The sequence below is a fragment of the Thiomicrolovo sp. ZZH C-3 genome (assembly GCF_054862725.1).
In genome coordinates, this window is record NZ_JBTKXX010000003.1 from 66,017 (window position 1) to 83,037 (window position 17,021).

The window sequence follows — 17,021 nt, forward strand, 5'->3', positions numbered from 1 at the left end:
TCTACACTTCGCGCCAAAAACGGGGGCGTTGTTTCACGCCTCTTTGGAGGTGTGAGAGGCATGATGAGAGTTGTTCTTTTGGCGGTTTGTATGTTTACGGGGTTGAAGGCAGGGATGTTTGAGACGGATGTGCACGAAAAGGCGGCGCAGCGGATGGGGCTGCTGAAGCAGTTCAAAGAAAATGCCAGCGATGCCAGTGCCATTACGAAGCGCGGTGAATATACGTTGCGAAGTACCCAGGAACAGGGGATCACCCGTATCCGGGCGGAAGTGGCTTCACTGGGGCTGCCGGAGCAGGAACGCAGCGCTATCCTGAAGGATCTTGACACCTACAAAGCGACGGTCAGCAGTATCGGGGCCGAACTGCAAAAGAGCGCACCGTATCTTCATCAGCACTACCGCCGGCTGCTCGACGGCCTGGGTGAATTCAACAGACGCCTCGGCAGCATCGGACTGCGGGAACTGCTGCATGGCTGGCGGGAGCTCAGCCGCGTCAAGGGGCGCTTTGTCAAACAGCCCGATGCGCGGCTGGCCAAAGCGTTCGATACGGCCTGGACCAACGTCAGCGTCACCATCTCGGAACTCTACCTCGACGAGGAGATGGAAGCGCCCCTGCTGGAGTACCTCGATGCGTACAAGGCCTATTTCGAGGAAGTGAACCGTGCCTATAAAGCGGTCGGTTATGCCGATGTCAGCCGTCTGAAACCGCTGACCTACAAGATCAAGATGCAGCTGGAGATGATGGCGCCGCGTCTGGCGCAGCGCCGCTGAATCCGGCGTACTGACACCGCTTTGTTTACGGCGGACATGGTATCCTGACCGGAGTGCGAATGGGGAGACACCCGTAAGCGTTCTGGAAGGAGCGGCCATGAAAAAAGTGATGATCCTCAGCGGTGCCGGTCTCAGTGCCGAGAGCGGGCTGCGGACCTTCCGCGACCATGACGGGATGTGGGAGGAGTACGATGTGATGCAGGTCTGCTCGACCGAGGGGTGGGAAGCGGACCGGGAACTGGTGACCCGTTTTTACAACGCCCGCCGCCGCGACCTGGCGGACAAAACGCCCAATGCGATGCACCGGGCCATCGCCGAGCTGCAGCGGCGCTACCCCGGGCAGGTCTGGAACCTGACGCAGAACGTCGATGACCTGCTGGAGCGGGCGGGGTGTGAGGAGGTGATCCACCTGCACGGCACGCTGCGGGATCTGCGGTGCGAAAGCTGCGGGCATCTTTGGGATATCGGTTATGCGGAGCAGACGGAGAGTGCGTGCTGCCCGCGCTGCGAAAGTGCCTTCGTCCGCCATAACGTCGTCATGTTCGGCGAGAGCGCGCCGATGTACCGCCGGATCTACGAAGCGGTGAACGATGCCGCGCTTTTCGTCGCTATCGGCACCAGCGGCCAGGTGATCGACATCGTTCCCATCGCCCGGGAATTCGACCGCTCCGTGCTTGTCAATCCCCGCCGTGAGGAGTATGTGACGATGTTCGGTTCGTTCGAGCGGAACATCGATACGTTCTTCTCCGACTTTCTCCAGATGGGCGCCGTGGCGGCGGCCGAACCGCTGATGGAGCTTGTGGAACGCTTTATGCATGAGTGAAGGCAGCGTTATGAAATGGAAATGAGACGTTGCCGTAACAGGGAGGAGATGAAACGCCATTAACATTGCGCCATCTTGCATCCGGAGTGAGCAATGAAAGAGACGACCTTTGAAATCCATCATCTGGAGAACGGTTGGGGCTGGCCCGATATCGACTGCGACGAAGTCGCGGTAGAGTACCTCTGCGAAGAGCTTGAGGTTCCCGAAGAGCTGATCAGCGAGGTCCACTGCTGCGACGGGACGATGCAGCTCTCTTTGATCCCCGACCGTGGCTATATGCGCGACGACTGGTACGTCAACCTGATGCGCAGCGCCTGAGGGGTCGGGCGCGTTTCGCGCTATAATCCCTCTATGTTATTACCTCTCTTCCCGGGGCGTCGCAATGCGCTCCGCCCTTGACGCCATCGCCGAGTTCGTGCGGGAACACCATGTCCTGACCCTAGCCACGAGCCGTGACGGCATTCCCTACGCCACGCCACTTTTTTACGCGTATGACGATGCGCGCAACTGCTTAGTATTCGCCTCGTCGCAGGAGACGGAACACACGGCCCAGATGAAAGCCAACCCCTCGGTCGCGGCAGGGATCGCCCTGGAGACGGATGCCGTCGGCAAGATCCGGGGGCTGCAGTGCCGCGGCCGGGTCGTCGACGGCGATGCGGCGGACGCGCGCTGCTACTATGCCCGGTTCCCCTATGCCAAAGTGATGCGGCCGACGCTGTGGCGGCTGGAGCCCTCCTGGATGAAACTGACCGATAACCGGCTGGGATTCGGCAAGAAACTGCTTTGGGAAGCCGCACTGCCCGATGAGCTCCCTCCGGAGTGAACAAGCTCCGCTTCCGCTTCACTTTTCCTCTTGCCCGCAGAAGGGGGGCTGAATGCAATTCCCGGTAGAATGTCGTCAAAAAACGGAGCGTACCCATGAACAGAGCTTTACAGATGCTGCAGCTGCAACAGCAGCTTAACGATGCCACGAACGGAGCAGACTGGGAAGCGGGTACGACCAAGAACGGCAAGGCGATCAACTGGAAGCGCTGCATCTACATGGAGTGCGCGGAGATGATCGACTCATTCGCCTGGAAGCACTGGAAGAATATCGCCGCCGACCCGGACTGGGCGAACCTTCAGATCGAGGTCGTCGATGTCTGGCACTTCGTGATGAGCCTGGTGCTGCAGGAGTACAAGCGCCGTAACCTCGGCACGCTCGACGATGCGGCGAAGGCTATTGCCATCATGCCCTTTTACGAGATGCTCCACGACGACGCGGAGGGGTTCGCCGACGAGAAACTGGTGATGGCACAGGTGGAGTCGGTGATGAAAGACGCCCTGGACAGTAAACCCGACCTCACGAAGCTGCTGGCGGACTTCTTCGAGCTGGTCCGTATGAGCAACCTCGACCTCACGTCACTCTACCGCCTCTACGTCGGCAAGAACATCCTAAACCGGTTCCGTCAGGACCACGGCTACAAAGAGGGGCACTACGTGAAGATCTGGAACGGGGAAGAGGACAACGTCGTGATGAAACGGCTGTGGGAGGAGAAGGGCGATATGACGCCTGAGGAACTCTATGCTGCTTTGGAAAGCGTCTACCCGGCAGCGTAATTTGCAATTGTTTGTTCCCCTTCTTCTTTGTGTGCCCAAAGAAGAAGCCGAACCGGGAAGAAGAAAGGGCTACAAGCTGCCGCTTTCGGGATACTCTATTCCTCGGTGATCCGGCTGACACGCTAATGATCGTTTCGGCCTTAACAGAATGGACGGATTGTCACAGGCTGCTCCTAACTCCTAACTCTGACTGCTATTCAACTGATATCCGTCGCCCGTTCGCTGATGGCGTTTTTACGCTCCATCAACGTCAGCAGTGCCATGAAGAAGGCGGTGATGGCGGGGCCGAGGATCATCCCCCAGAACCCGAAGCTCGTCAGCCCCGCGATGATGGCAAAGAAGATGATCAGTTCGTTACGCTTGCTCTCGGTCGTGGAGAGGCGGCTGTCGATGCTCTTGATAATGACGGGTTTGATGAAGGTGTCGGCAATGACGGAGATGACGATGATCGTGTAAAGGGCGATAAATACGGCACTGCCGATATGGCCGAGGGAGAGCTCGTACAGGGAGAAGGGGACCCACATCAGGGCACCGCCGATAACGGGGATGAGGGAGGCGAACCCGAAGAGGATGCCGAAAAGCAGCCCGTTGTACCCCATGAAACTGACGGCGATCCCGAAGAGCGCCCCCTCCAGGGCCGCGGTGAGCAGAATGGAGTAGAAGACGATGCTCATGACCGAAGAGACCTCCGAGCCCAGCAGGGCGGCATCGTCGGGCGGGAGGTTGATGACATGTTTGAAATAGGCCGCCAGCCGCTGCCCGTAGAGGTGGGCGAAGAAGTAAAAGACGATAATCATAAAGGCGTTCTTGACGAACGATGCACTGATGCTGCCGATGGTCCCGGCGTAGGCGAGGGCTTTCTTGGTCAGGTCGGCGGGGTCGTACGAAGCGATGAAGTCCGAGATATGGGACCTGGAGCGCCCGGAGAAGCCCGGCGCCCGCTCAATGAGCTCCTGCAGGTAGTCCATGACCGATTCGAGGGTTGCGGGGTCGAAGTGCTGCAGGTAGATGGTGATCTTGGCGAGAAAGTAGCCCAGAGGGGCGAAAAAGAGCAGGGCCATCATCAGGGTGGAGAGGGCCGCTGCCGCGAAGACCGATCCGGTCAACTCCCGAAGCCGCCGTTTGAACGAAAAGGTCGAGACCGCCAGCAGCGAGGCGATCAGGATACTCATCAGGTAGGGGCTGTAGAGCAGGTACATCCAGTAGAGCGACGCCGCGAGCAGGATGGCAAAGATCGTCTGCGGCTTCACGGCGCGATCCTAGAAGAGCCCGCTCTGTTCGGCGGGCGGGGTGAGCCGGAGCACGTCGTAACACTTGGGCGTGGCGACGCGGCCCCTGGCCGTACGCTCCAGGTAGCCGTTGGCAAGCAGGTAGGGTTCGAGGACATCCTCGATGGTCCCCTCATCCTCGCTCAGCGCCGCGGCGATGGTACTGAGCCCCATGGCCCGCCCTTTGGCCTGGACCAGCAGCTCCAGGAGGCGCAGGTCCATCTCGTCGAAGCCGTGGGCGTTGATGCCCAGTTCGTTCAGGGCGTAGACGGTGCGTTCGTGCCCGATGGTGGTTTCGTCGGCGACGTCGGCAAAGTCACGTACCCGGCGCAGCAGCCGCAGGGCGATCCGCGGCGTTCCCCGGGAGCGGCGGGCGATCTCCAGCGCGGCGTCATGCTTGATCGGCTTGCCCAGCTTCTCGGCGGCCTGCATAATGATGCGGGAGAGCTCTTCTGGGTGGTAGAAGTTCATCCGGAAGTTCATGCCGAAGCGGTCGCGCAGGGGGTTTGAGAGCATCCCCGCCCTTGTGGTCGCCCCGATCAGGGTGAAGCGGGGCAGGTCGATCTTGACCGTCTGCGCCGCGGGGCCGCTGCCGATGATAATGTCGAGGCGGAAATCCTCCATGCTGGGGTAGAGGATCTCCTCAACGGCGGGGGAGAGGCGGTGGATCTCGTCGATAAAGAGGATATCACCCTCCTCGAGGTTGGTGAGGATGGCGGCCAGGTCGCCGCTCTTTTCGATCATCGGGGCGGCGGTGACCTTGATGCTGCTGCCCATCTCGTTGGCGATGATCAGCGCCAGGGTCGTTTTTCCCAGGCCGGGAGGGCCGAAGAAAAGGGTATGGTCCAGGGCCTCGCCCCGCTTTTTACTCGCCTCGATGAAGACGCCGAGATTCTTCTTGATCTGCTCCTGGCCGATGTAATCCTTCCACCCCTCGGGGCGCAGAGAGGTCTCGACCGTCTCCTCGGCGCTGAATTTTTCGATCTCTACGATACGTTCCATCGTTACTGTCCCACCGGATATTGTTCCGCAGCTTTGTACTCCTGATAGGGCCGGTCGTGCTGCGCCTCGCAGGCGCGCCGCTCATCGGGGCTGGTGATATTGCGGCAGTTCTGTTTGGCGATGTCATGTGCCATGTCGTAGCGCATTGCATTGGAACAGCCGGAGGCCAGTACCCCCAAGACAAGTACAGTCACGGTTTGAGGGATCAATACGTATGCTCCTCTGCCGGGAAGGTGCGCGCCGCGACCTCTTCTTTGTACTGCGTGACGGCCGCTTTGACCGCATCGGCGCCCTGCAGATACTGCTTGACGAACTTCGGCACAAAAGGCTCGTAGAGGCCGAGCATATCGGAGAAGACGAGCACCTGCCCGTCGACGCCGCTGCCCGCACCGATACCGATGACCGGGACCGATACGGCTTCCGCGATCCGCGTCGCGACGTCGGCCTTGACCCCTTCGACGACCATGCAGAAGGCGCCGGCCGCTTCGACGGCTTTGGCATCCTCGATCAGGGAGAGGGCATTTGCCTCATCCTTGCCCTTGACCTTGTAGCCCCCTTCGCCGCGTACTGCCTGCGGCAGCAGGCCGATATGGCCGCAGACGGCAATGCCGTTGGCCGTGAGGTGGGCGATGATGTCGGCCTTGTCCCGGCCCCCTTCGATCTTGACGGCGTCGGCCCCGCTCTGCCGGTAGACGGCGATGGCGTTGTCCAGGGCGCGATCGGCGGTCGTATAGGTGCCAAAGGGCATGTCGCAGATGACGAAGGTGCCCGGCGCGCCGCTGCAGACGGCCTGGGTATGGTAGATCATCTGTTCGAGCGTGGCGCTGAGGGTGTCCGGTTTCCCGGCAAAGCTCATATTGAGCGAATCCCCCACCAGCAGAATATCGGCAATAGGGTCGAAAAGGCGTGCGAAGAGGGCGTCATACGCGGTGATCATCATCAGCGGGGTACCGCCTTTGGCGTTTCGGATGGCACCGACGCTCAGCTTTTTAGCCATAGATTGCTCCTGTAGGCGGGCCGGAATAGGAGGAATACCCCTTCCCGGCGCCCTAGTCAATTGAGAGCGATTTTATCCAAAAATGCTACAATTGCGGATAAATATGGCAGGCCGCCGTCCCGTTGCAGCGGGCGGGAATGCCCGGGTACGGGCGATGCGGCAGAAGGGTAATCGGTGGAAAAACAACTGGTGGGCTACATTACGACGGGCTATCCCGACAAAGATTTTACGATCGACCTGGCGCTCTCGATGGGGGAGAACGGTGTCGATTCGCTCGAGCTGGGGATCCCTTTCTCCGATCCCGTCGCCGACGGTCCGGTGATCGAGGCGGCGAATTACGTCGCCCTGGAGAACGGGTTCCGCTTCAAAGACGTCCTGGACGTCTCCCGTGCCGTTGCACCCCGCGTCGACACCCTCTGGATGGGCTACTTCAACCCTTTTTACCAGTTCGGGATGGAGAATGTCCTGCGCGAAGCGAATGACCTCGGCGTCAGCGGCCTGATCGTCCCGGACCTGCCGCATGAAGAGGCGGCCCTCTATGCCGACGCTTTTGCCCGGCACCGCATCAGCAACATCGCCTTCGTCGCACCGACGGATACGGATGCCCGGGTGCAGACCGTCGCCGGTACTGCGCAGAAGTTCATCTACCTTGTGGCCTACGCCGGGATTACCGGGGCGGGCAAAAGCGAAGATCTCGGTGAGGTCGTCGCTTCGATCCGCCGCCACACGCAGACGCCTGTTTACGTCGGTTTCGGTGTGAATGAAGAGACGGCCAAAGCGAAAGCGGAGGGGGTCGACGGTGTTATCGTCGGTTCGGCGTTCATCAACGTGCTGTTGCGCGAAGACCTCTCGCTGTCCGAAAAGATCAACCACTGCAGCCGCATCGCCAAAACGATCAAAGAACGCATCAACGAGTAGGGCGAAACGCTCCCGTTTTTTAGCCCCTCTTTATGGCGTATCGGCTATAATTGTCTTCTAAGCCTGAGCGGTACGAGCTCTCGCATTTCAGGGGGTTCTACATATCTACTTTATGGACGGTGTAGCCGCTTCTGTGTGCCGGTGATCTCGCTTGAAGGCGCAAGCCTGAGAGACTGCCGCCTGAGGAAGCCCTCAGTCCGTATTATTTTGGCTTTGAGAACCAAAGCTATCTTGCGGAACGGCCGCCCGGGTTTAGATGCCGCTTTCATTCAAGAAGATGCCGTCTTTTTGAATGAAAACAGCAAGAAGGATCGGCAAAAGAATGAATGTAATGGTTATCGGCAGCGGCGGGCGCGAATATGCGATCGGGCGTGTACTGGCACAGGATGAAGCGGTAGAGAAACTCTATTTCGCACCGGGCAACGGGGCGACGCCGATGCTGGGCGAAAACGTCTCAATCAAGGAGTACGACGCGCTGGCGGATTTCGCGATCGCCAACAATATCGACCTTACCATCGTCGGGCCGGAAGCGCCCCTGACCGAAGGGGTCGTCGACATCTTCAAGGCGAAGGGGCTGACGATCTTCGGCCCCTCCAAGGCGGCGGCTCAGCTCGAGGGCTCCAAGGTCTACATGAAGAACTTCCTCGCCAAGTACGGCATCCCGACGGCCCGCTACATCGAAACGGACCATATCGATACGGCCTTCAAGTTCATCGAGACCCTGCCGACGCCGGTCGTTGTCAAAGCCGACGGGCTCTGCGCGGGCAAAGGCGTTATCATCGCCGCGACCCACGATGAAGCGAAAAAAGCGGCTTCCGAGATGCTCAGCGGACACTCCTTCGGCGACGCGGGCAAAAAGGTCGTCATCGAGGAGTTCCTCGACGGCTACGAACTCTCCATGTTCGCCATCTGCGACGGGGAAGATTTTATCCTGCTGCAGGCGGCGCAGGATCACAAGCGTCTTCTTGACGGCGACCAGGGACCGAACACGGGCGGCATGGGGGCCTACGCGCCGACGCCGCTTGTCAACGACGACATCTACGAGAAGGTCAAAGAGCGCATCGTCCGCCCGACGCTCGACGGGATGCAGGCGGAGGGCGCACCCTTCGAGGGGGTTCTCTTCATCGGCCTGATGATCGTGAACGGCGAACCGATCACCCTGGAGTTCAATGTCCGTTTCGGCGACCCCGAGTGCGAGATCCTGATGCCGCTGCTCAGCTCCCCGGCGAGCGAACTCTTCTACAAAGCCGCGACGAAGCAGCTCGATACGCTTGACGTTCAGTTCAAGGATGAATACGCGGTCGGCGTCGTCATGGCGAGCCGCGACTACCCCTACAGCAGCAGCGAACCGGCGGAGATCGTCGTCGACGAGATCGTCCATACCGAACTGGCCGAACATTCGCATATCGCCTATGCCGGCGTCAGCGAGGAAGACGGCAAGCTCTTCGCGACGGGTGGACGGGTCCTTGTCTGCGTCGGGACGGGAGCGAGCATCCGCGAAGCCCGCGACCGCGCCTACCTGCTCTGCGGCCAGGTGCACTTCGCCGGGAAAAAACTGCGGACCGACATCGCTTACCAGGCCCTCTAACCCGTGAACGAGACGATCGAAACGCTGCTGGATCGGCATGAACTGCAACTCGCTTCCATCCCGAAGCGCGCCGTGGCGTTCCTGATCGACGAGCTCCTGCTGAGCCTGCTTTTTACGATCATGCTCTGGGGGCCTATCTCCAAGGCGGAGGACATGGAGACCTTCTTGTTCATCACCAACGCCTATGCCCTGGAGTACCTGGGGATGAAGGTCTTCTACCAGACGCTCTTCGTCGCCCTCTACGGTGCGTCGCTGGGGAAGATGGCGATGCGCATCCGTGTCGCGGCGATTGAGGACGGGGGGATCCCGGGCTGGCTGCCGGCATTCAACCGCGCCGTCTTCCGCATTCTGAGCGAAATCATCTTCTATCTCGGGTTCATCTGGGCGATGTTCGATCCCAACAACCAGGCGTGGCACGACCGCACCGCGCGCACCGTAGTCGTCGATGCTTAGGTTCTTCCTTCTTCTTGCACTTTTTCTGACCGCGCTGCGGGCGGAAAACCGGATCGAGTTCTTCGCGACCCGTCTTGATTCGAACCTCAGCGTCGTCCATGCGAGCGGCGACGTCCTCGTGCTTTATAAAGAGTATTATCTCAGCGCCAATGAGGCCTACTTCGACCGCAACAGCAGTACGCTGGAGCTCTTCGGCAACATTGTCGCCATGCAGGGGTCGGAGTATTTCGCGATGGGGGATTACGCCAAGCTCGATGTCGCCAATAAAAGCCGGGAGTTCTCACCCTTTTTCATGCTCGACCGCCATACGAACGTCTGGATGAGCTCCTCGCGCTCGGGCGCGGAGGACAAGGACTTTACGGTGGAAAAGGGGATGGTCTCGGGGTGTGACCCCAACGATCCGTTCTGGGTGCTGTACTTCTCCAGCGCCGATTTCGACAGCGACTCGCGCTGGATGAACGTCTATAACGCCTATCTCAAGATCTACGGCATTCCCGTTTTCTATTTCCCCTATTTCGGCTACTCCCTCGACAACCGCCGCCGCAGCGGTCTGCTGGTCCCCTCCTTCGGTGTCTCCAGTACGGAAGGTTTCTTCGTCGAACAGCCCGTCTACATCGCGATCGATCCCTCCTGGGACGTCGAACTGCGGCCGCAGCTGCGCACAGAACGGGGCGAGGGGCTTTACGGGAAATTCCGTTTTGTCGATTCGAACGTCTCTGAAGGTTCGATCAATGCGGGATACTTCCAGGAAAAATCCTCCTACGTCGATACCTACGACCTGGCCAATTCGAACCACTACGGTTTCGACTTTTTCTACACCAATACGGCGGTGCTGCAGCGCTGGCTGGGGGTGGATCTCCCCGGACAGTCTGGGCTCTACGCCGATATCAGCTGGATGAACGATATCGACTACATCAACCTTTCGTCCAACGATACGGTCAACTACGCCACCTCCAACCAGGTGCTCTCCCGGGTCAACCTCTTCTATAATGAGGAGGATGCCTACTACGGCATGAACCTCCGCTACTATCTCGACCTGAACAAGCAGAGCAATGCCGATACGCCGCAGAACCTGCCGATCCTGCGTTATCACCGCTATATCAACACCTTCCTCGACGAACATGTCTACTATACCTTCAACCTCCGCGGCAACAACATTTTCCGTGAAACGGGGAAACGGGCGGTCGAAGGGGAGGTCGATCTGCCCGTGACGCTGCAGACCTCCGCGCTGGAAGATTATCTGCTGCTCTCTTACAGCGCACGCCTCAACGGAAAATACATCACCTTCGGGAACGAGCCGACGAGCGTCTCGGCGATCCCGACGGGCGGCATGTACGAGACGGGGCTTTTCGGACGCATCTACCATGTCTTTGATGCGGGAACGCAGGTGACAAAGGCGTTCGACGGGTTCAGCCACACCGCAGGGCTGGACCTCACCTATACCAAAGCCGGTGTTGACGATGCGACGGGCTATTACGAGACCCAGCAGTCGCTCTGCACCGGGAGCGATGCGGCGCTCTACCCCGAGTGCGACTTTTATGCCGTCAACGAGATCGAAGAGGCGCTTGATCTGAAATTCAGCCAGTTCTTTGTCAATGACGTGGGCGAACAGGTGCTCTACCACCGCCTCTCGCAGCGCTTCTCTTTCGACCGATACCAGGATCAGCTCAGCGAGCTGGAAAACGAACTGGACTGGCAGGTGACACCGGAGGTTTCGCTCTATTCGGACGTTTTCTACAACTACGACTACCACCGGGTCTCGAAGACGCTCAACGGGATCCGCTACGACGACGGTGCGCTCAATGTCGGCGCCACGGACCTTTACGAGGACCAGCCTGACGTCAACGGCACCAACCGGGTCAATTACCTGACCTTCGATGCCGCATACCGCTATAATGACCATTACCGCTATTTCGGACGCTACGCCTATGACCTGGAGGCCAATGTGAAGAAGCTCTCCGAGATCGGGTTCGATTATACGAAACGCTGCTGGAAGTTCGGGATGCGATACGTCGAGAATAACCGCCCGATCCTGACCAACGCCCAGACCGATGCGGTGCTGGAGAAGTATGTCTATTTTACCGTGGAGCTCCGTCCGATCGGCGGGACCGAGGTTAACTATAAACTCAGCGATGTATTGGATGGTTCGTAATGAGACTGTTTGAAGATAGAAAAGCGGCCGTTGCGGCACTCAAAGAGCTGCTGCCGCTGGCGCAGATGCAACGGGAGTCGTGGGTCCTGATCGCGCTTTCCGAAGGGGGCGTCGCACTGTGCCAGGAGCTCAACGGTCGGATGAAACTCAAGGTCGACTGGCTGCTGGGCGAGTCGATCATGGCCCCCCAGAATCCGGAGTGTGAACTGGGGAGGGTGAGTGAGACGGAGGAGATCGTGATCAACGACGACCTCGTGAAGGCCTTCGGTATCCAGTACGACTACGTCTACGGCGAGGCGCACCGCAAGCATGAAGAGAAGATCCTCTCCCGGATCTACCACTACCGCAAAGGGCGCCCGCTCACGACCCTGCGCGGCAAGAAAGTGCTGCTCGTCGACCAAGGCGCAGAGAGCGGTCTGAAGCTGATGTGCGCGATCAAAACGGTGCTTTCGCGCTCGCCCGATGCCCTGTTCGCCTGCGCGCCGGTACTGCCCAAAGAGGTCTACGCGGCCGTTGAACCGCTCTGCGACGCACTCTTCTGCCCGCACGTGCTGGAGGATTATATAGAAACATCATGTTATTATTCACAATTAGAAGATGTTTCGGATGAAATGATTATCAAGATACTAGGGGACTAAATGGATTATGATGTACTGGTAGCCGTCGAGAACAGAACGGAAGAGTATGCGCTTACAAGCGTGGCCCGTCAGGCAAACGGAAGCGCATGGCTCAAGGCCGGCAACACGGTTATCCTGGCCACAGTCGTCATCGACGAGACCGAATTCGTCGAAGAGGGCTTCCTGCCGCTGACGGTGCAGTACATCGAAAAGGCGTACGCCGCGGGCAAGATCCCCGGCGGTTTTATCAAACGTGAGGCGAAACCGAGCGACTTTGAGACACTGACCTCGCGCATTATCGACCGCTCCCTGCGTCCGCTCTTCCCCAAAGGATTTGCCAACCCCGTCCAGATCACCGTGATGGTCCTCAGCGCGGATGAAGATGCCGACCTCCAGGTGCTCGGCCTCAACGCGGCCTCCGCGGCCCTGTACGTCTCCGACATCGACATCGACATCCCCGTCAGCGCCGTCCGCGTGGCGAAGATCGACGGTGAAGTCGTCTTCAACCCGACCCTGCCGCAGCTCAAAAACAGCACACTGGACCTCTTCCTCGCGGGAACGGAGTCCGATCTGCTGATGATCGAGATGCGGGTCCAGGGTTCGGTGGAGACGGAGCTGCTCGATACGATGATGGTCGATCCGCTGGTCGATCCGGCACTCGCCGCTGAGACGATCGCCCGCTACCGCAGCAACGCGATGGGCGAGGATGATTTTATCGTCCTGCTTTCCGAAGCCCAGCAGTTGCTGGCGACGGCGAACGTTTCCTATGCCAAAGCCTTTGCTCCGTTCAAAAAAGAGACGTTCAAACTGACCTGCATCGCCGCGGAGCCGGAGGAGCACCTGATGGCGTACGTCAAGGAACACCACAGCGACGACATCGCCGCGGCGATCGCTCAAATGGCGCGCACCGAACGCTCGACGGCCCTGCGCAACCTGCGCAAAAAGATCCTCGATGCGGAACCGGAGTTTGACGAGCACGCCCTCAAAAAAGCGATCGAAGCGGTCAAGCGCGAAACGGTCCGCGCGCAGATCCTGCAGACGCAGACCCGCGCCGACGGCCGCAAACTCAATGAGGTGCGTCCGATCAGCATTCTGACCAATGTCCTGCCTTCCGTCCACTCCTCCTGCCTCTTTACCCGGGGGCAGACCCAGGCACTGGTGACCCTGACCATCGGCGGCAACAAAGATGCCCAGATGTATGAAGAGCTTACCGACAGCTCGGCGCAGTACGAGAGCTTTATGGTCCATTACAATTTCCCGGGCTTCAGCGTCGGGGAGGCATCGCCGGTCCAGCCGCCGCGCCGCCGGGAACTGGGACACGGCAACCTCGCCAAACGGGCCCTCGAACCGGTCCTGGAGGCCCCGGGACAGACGGTCCGTCTCGTCTCCGAGATCCTCGAATCCAACGGTTCCTCCTCCATGGCGACCGTCTGCGGCGGTTACATGGCGCTCAAAGCGGCAGACCTTGAGACGACCGACCCGATCGCCGGCGTGGCGATGGGACTGGTCAGCGAAGGGGACCTGAACATGGTCCTGACCGATATTACCGGTCTTGAGGACCACGACGGGGACATGGACTTCAAGGTCGCGGGTTCCAAAGAGGGGATCACGGCGCTACAGATGGACATCAAGCTCGGCGGCATCTCCCTGGAGCTGCTCAAAACCGCGCTTTATCAGGCGAAAGCGGGGCGGGCCCACATCATTGATATCATGGCCGATGCCGAGCACAAGATCGAACTGAGCGACGAGCTGCCCGGCAGCGATTTCTTCAGTATCGATCCCGACCGTGTCGCCGATGTTATCGGCCAGGCGGGCAAGACGATCAGAGAGATCATCGAGAAGTTCGAGGTCGCGATCGACATCGATAAGAAAGCCGGGAACGTGAAGGTGACGGGCAAGAACCGTGATGGGGTCAAAGGCGCGCGCGAGCATATCGAGCAGATCGTCTCTGTACCGAAGATGGAAAAACCAGAATACCATGTCGGCGACATCGTCAAGGGACGGGTCAAAAAGATCGTCGATTTCGGCGCCTTCATCGAACTGCCCGGCGGCGTGGACGGTCTGCTGCACATCTCCAAGATCTCTGATTCGCATGTGCGTAACGTTTCCGATGTCCTGAGCGAAGGGGATGACATTGACGTCGAGATCCTCGAGTTCAAAGGGACCAAGATCAGCCTCGGCCGCGCACCGGCCCTCTAGACACCCGCAGGGCTGCGCAGCCCGAACGTATGGAAAATACCCCACTCTCAGCACTGCTGGATACGCTTCAATCCGGACAGAACCTCTTTCTCACCGGCGGGGCCGGTACCGGCAAAACGACCCTGACCCGCCAGATCATCGCCGCCTACGGCGCCGAAGGGAAAAAGGTCGCCAAGCTCGCATCGACGGGGATGGCGGCGGCCCTGATCGGCGGACAGACCCTGCACAGTTTTTTTGACCTGGGCATTGCCGACAGCGAAACAGACCTGGAACGCCGGGGGAAGCTCATCCCCAAAAAGAAGATCGTCAAGCTGGTGCGCGCCATGGACCTCATTGTCATCGACGAGATCTCGATGGTGAGCGCCGAGGTACTCGACATGGTCCGGTTGCGCCTGCTGCAGTGCGGTTTTGAGGGCGTGCTACTTGCGGTGGGGGATTTTCTGCAGCTTCCGCCGGTGACGAAGGGGGCGATCCGATTTGCTTTCGAGTCTTCCAGCTGGGAGCAGTTCGCTTTTGAGACGCTGACGCTGACGCATAACTGGCGCAGCGAGGACAGCCAATTCAACGGCATCCTGAACGCCGTGCGGCATGCCAGGGTCACGGAGGAGGAGCACCGCTATCTGCATGAGCTGATCAAGCCGACAGGTGATGACCTCTCAAGCTATACCTTCCTTTACGGGACGAACCGTTCGGCCTTCGGACACAACCGCGAGCAGCTCGATGCGGTCGAGGGGGACCTCTACGCCTTTGAGACCCAGAGTGTCTACCATGATGCTAAAACGCAGCCGCGGGAGGTGGAGCGTTTTATGGCGGATGCCCGTATCCCGGAAGTACTCGAGCTGAAGGTGGGCGTGCCGGTGCTCTTCACCCGCAACAGCTGGAACTACGTGAACGGACAGCGGGGGATCGTCGTACGCCTCGAACAGGACAGCGTCCATGTCCGCAAAGAGGACGGCATGGTCGTCAAACTCGAACGTGTCGGCACGGAGAAGAGCCGCTGGGAGGAGCGTACGGTCGAGAAGGAGAAACAGATGGTAGAGGTCCCGCAGTTTACGCTCTACCAGTTCCCCATCGTGCTTGCATTCGCCATCACCATTCACAAATCCCAGGGGATGAGCATCAGCGACCTGGTGATCGATACGACGGAGATCTTCGCCCCGTCACAGTTCTATGTCGCCCTTTCGCGGGCGGTGTCGCCCCACAGCCTGATCCTGAAACAGCCCCGTGTCAACTGGGCAAACCTGGCCTTTGTACACCCCAAGGCCCTGGCATTCGTCCCCGCCTGATTTTTGCAAAATAAACTATTATTTATTATTATATGATGCAGTTGAATTTTAACAGCTAGTTTTGTTCTCCGCCGTCAAGCGAAAGGCGCTGCGTTGTAAGATGGTTTTAATTCACGTTTTTCCCTGTTAGTATGCGAAGGAGGGAATGATGAAAACCATGAAAGCGAAAGGAATCGTTCTGCTTGCCGCGGTGGCACTGATGGCCGGAGGGTGCAAGGTCGAGAGCGAAACGGCGGACAGTGGCGGCGGCGGTAACACCGGGGGCGGCGGCACGGTGGTCGCAGCGGCTTTTCCGACCGGAGCCGACGGCTTTGAAGGCAGCGCCGGCGACAATACGAAAGAGCACTCCAGCAGTATCCTGGTCGGGGGGCTGCAAACGCGTACGCTCTATCCGCAGGGGGATGAGGATTGGGTCAAAGTGACGTTGAGTGCGGGGAAGACCTATGAAGTTTTCGCCACGAACCTGAACTACACGGCCGACACCGTGATAGAGCTGTACAAGCCCGATGGCGTTACGCTGGTAGCGTCCAATGATAACTACCTCTCTTTTGACAGCAATATCGAGCAGGTTGCGATCACGGCTACAGGGGAATACCTGATCCACATTTACTCCTACTATGCATTTGACATGGCCAGCTATCAGCTCGGCGTCCGCTCTTTTGTCGACGCGGACAGCGACGGCTACTCCGAAACGTTTGACTGCAACGACAGCAATAATGCCATTTACCCCTATGCGACCGAGATCGCCGGCAACGGGATCGATGAAGACTGTTCCGGGGCAGACGCCCCGTCCGGTATAGACGGTTTTGAATCGGATGGGAGCTTGGGCAGTGCGACAACGATCTACAGCACCGAAAGTGCCGTCGGTGAGATCATTTATCAAGGCGCCCTCTATACCCTGGCGCATACGATCAACCCCGGGAGTGAAACGGACTATTACAAAGTGACGCTGCCGCCTTACGGTGCCGCTTATGTGGTGGATTTTTCCCAGGGGCCCGCGGGGCTACAGACTTCGCTGCTCGATGACGGTGGTGGCGCGCTGGGCATTACCGATTCGAAAGGTCCGGGAGGTGTCATCGAGATGAGTACACCGGATGCCGGGGGGATCGCGACGACACAGACCTATTACCTCCAGGTGATGTCGGAGGACGGATCATCCACGACCTGGTACGCCCCTGCAGTGATCCCGATAGGAACGGACAGTGACGGTGACGGGTTCTACACGAAAGACTGGTCCCCTGACTGCGATGACACGAACGCCCTGATCTACCCGGGGGCGACGGAAAGACCGTTGGACCCGAAGGACTGGAATTGCGACGGCGATCCGACGAGTTAGGCAGGAGTTACA

General features: G+C 59.2%; 17 protein-coding genes. 13 read left to right on the forward strand and 4 right to left on the reverse strand.

What is annotated here, in order from left to right; all coding sequences use genetic code 11:
- Positions 1-114 precede the first annotated feature (114 nt).
- The 5 genes from ACXWTF_RS10225 to ACXWTF_RS10245 all read left to right on the forward strand — a co-directional run bounded on the left by ACXWTF_RS10225 (position 115) and on the right by ACXWTF_RS10245 (position 3,193).
- Entirely contained in the window at positions 115-771 is a 657-nt protein-coding gene (locus tag ACXWTF_RS10225) for a hypothetical protein (RefSeq protein ID WP_461714890.1), read from the forward strand.
- A gap of 97 nt (positions 772-868) precedes the next feature.
- Positions 869-1,594, forward strand: coding sequence for an SIR2 family NAD-dependent protein deacylase (locus ACXWTF_RS10230; RefSeq protein ID WP_461714891.1), 726 nt, complete (start codon positions 869-871; stop codon positions 1,592-1,594).
- 93 nt (positions 1,595-1,687) lie between these two features.
- On the forward strand, positions 1,688-1,912 hold the full coding sequence (locus tag ACXWTF_RS10235) for a hypothetical protein (RefSeq protein ID WP_461714892.1): 225 nt from the start codon (positions 1,688-1,690) through the stop codon (positions 1,910-1,912).
- Between the two features lie 64 nt (positions 1,913-1,976).
- Positions 1,977-2,417 (forward strand): pyridoxamine 5'-phosphate oxidase family protein, encoded by a 441-nt coding sequence (locus ACXWTF_RS10240; RefSeq protein WP_461714893.1) that lies wholly within the window; start codon positions 1,977-1,979, stop codon positions 2,415-2,417.
- A 95-nt stretch (positions 2,418-2,512) separates the two neighbouring features.
- Complete coding sequence (locus tag ACXWTF_RS10245; protein WP_461714894.1) at positions 2,513-3,193, forward strand: dUTP diphosphatase; 681 nt, start codon at positions 2,513-2,515, stop codon at positions 3,191-3,193.
- A 197-nt stretch (positions 3,194-3,390) separates the two neighbouring features.
- Here the strand turns inward: ACXWTF_RS10245 and ACXWTF_RS10250 are convergent, their stop codons facing one another.
- The 4 genes from ACXWTF_RS10250 to panB are packed head-to-tail and all read right to left on the reverse strand — an operon-like array spanning position 3,391 to position 6,460.
- Complete coding sequence (locus ACXWTF_RS10250; RefSeq protein WP_461714895.1) at positions 3,391-4,443, reverse strand: AI-2E family transporter; 1,053 nt, start codon at positions 4,441-4,443, stop codon at positions 3,391-3,393.
- Between the two features lie 9 nt (positions 4,444-4,452).
- Positions 4,453-5,463 (reverse strand): Holliday junction branch migration DNA helicase RuvB, encoded by a 1,011-nt coding sequence (gene ruvB, locus ACXWTF_RS10255; RefSeq protein WP_461714896.1) that lies wholly within the window; start codon positions 5,461-5,463, stop codon positions 4,453-4,455.
- Positions 5,464-5,465: 2 nt separating this feature from the next.
- Positions 5,466-5,657 (reverse strand): hypothetical protein, encoded by a 192-nt coding sequence (locus ACXWTF_RS10260; RefSeq protein ID WP_461714897.1) that lies wholly within the window; start codon positions 5,655-5,657, stop codon positions 5,466-5,468.
- An 11-nt stretch (positions 5,658-5,668) separates the two neighbouring features.
- Positions 5,669-6,460: a 3-methyl-2-oxobutanoate hydroxymethyltransferase gene (panB, locus tag ACXWTF_RS10265; RefSeq protein WP_461714898.1), complete on the reverse strand. Its 792-nt coding sequence runs from the start codon at positions 6,458-6,460 to the stop codon at positions 5,669-5,671.
- Between the two features lie 174 nt (positions 6,461-6,634).
- Between panB and trpA the strand changes: the two genes are divergently transcribed.
- The 8 genes from trpA (at position 6,635) to ACXWTF_RS10305 (ending at position 17,009) form a co-directional block, all read left to right on the forward strand.
- Positions 6,635-7,378 (forward strand): tryptophan synthase subunit alpha, encoded by a 744-nt coding sequence (gene trpA / locus ACXWTF_RS10270; protein ID WP_461714899.1) that lies wholly within the window; start codon positions 6,635-6,637, stop codon positions 7,376-7,378.
- Between the two features lie 322 nt (positions 7,379-7,700).
- On the forward strand, positions 7,701-8,966 hold the full coding sequence (gene purD / locus ACXWTF_RS10275; RefSeq protein ID WP_461714900.1) for a phosphoribosylamine--glycine ligase: 1,266 nt from the start codon (positions 7,701-7,703) through the stop codon (positions 8,964-8,966).
- Positions 8,967-8,969: 3 nt separating this feature from the next.
- Entirely contained in the window at positions 8,970-9,419 is a 450-nt protein-coding gene (locus ACXWTF_RS10280) for an RDD family protein (protein WP_461714901.1), read from the forward strand.
- Positions 9,412-11,571, forward strand: a complete 2,160-nt coding sequence (locus ACXWTF_RS10285; RefSeq protein ID WP_461714902.1) for an LPS-assembly protein LptD — start codon at positions 9,412-9,414, stop codon at positions 11,569-11,571. Before ACXWTF_RS10280 ends, ACXWTF_RS10285 begins: the two co-directional genes overlap by 8 nt.
- Positions 11,571-12,209 carry a phosphoribosyltransferase gene (locus ACXWTF_RS10290; protein WP_461714903.1) on the forward strand — a complete coding sequence of 213 codons (639 nt, stop codon included), beginning with the start codon at positions 11,571-11,573 and terminating at the stop codon, positions 12,207-12,209. Before ACXWTF_RS10285 ends, ACXWTF_RS10290 begins: the two co-directional genes overlap by 1 nt.
- Complete coding sequence (locus ACXWTF_RS10295; protein WP_461714904.1) at positions 12,210-14,387, forward strand: polyribonucleotide nucleotidyltransferase; 2,178 nt, start codon at positions 12,210-12,212, stop codon at positions 14,385-14,387.
- 29 nt (positions 14,388-14,416) lie between these two features.
- Positions 14,417-15,673 (forward strand): ATP-dependent DNA helicase, encoded by a 1,257-nt coding sequence (locus ACXWTF_RS10300; protein WP_461714905.1) that lies wholly within the window; start codon positions 14,417-14,419, stop codon positions 15,671-15,673.
- Positions 15,674-15,821: 148 nt separating this feature from the next.
- Entirely contained in the window at positions 15,822-17,009 is a 1,188-nt protein-coding gene (locus tag ACXWTF_RS10305; protein WP_461714906.1) for a MopE-related protein, read from the forward strand.
- The last annotated feature ends 12 nt before the right edge of the window (positions 17,010-17,021 follow it).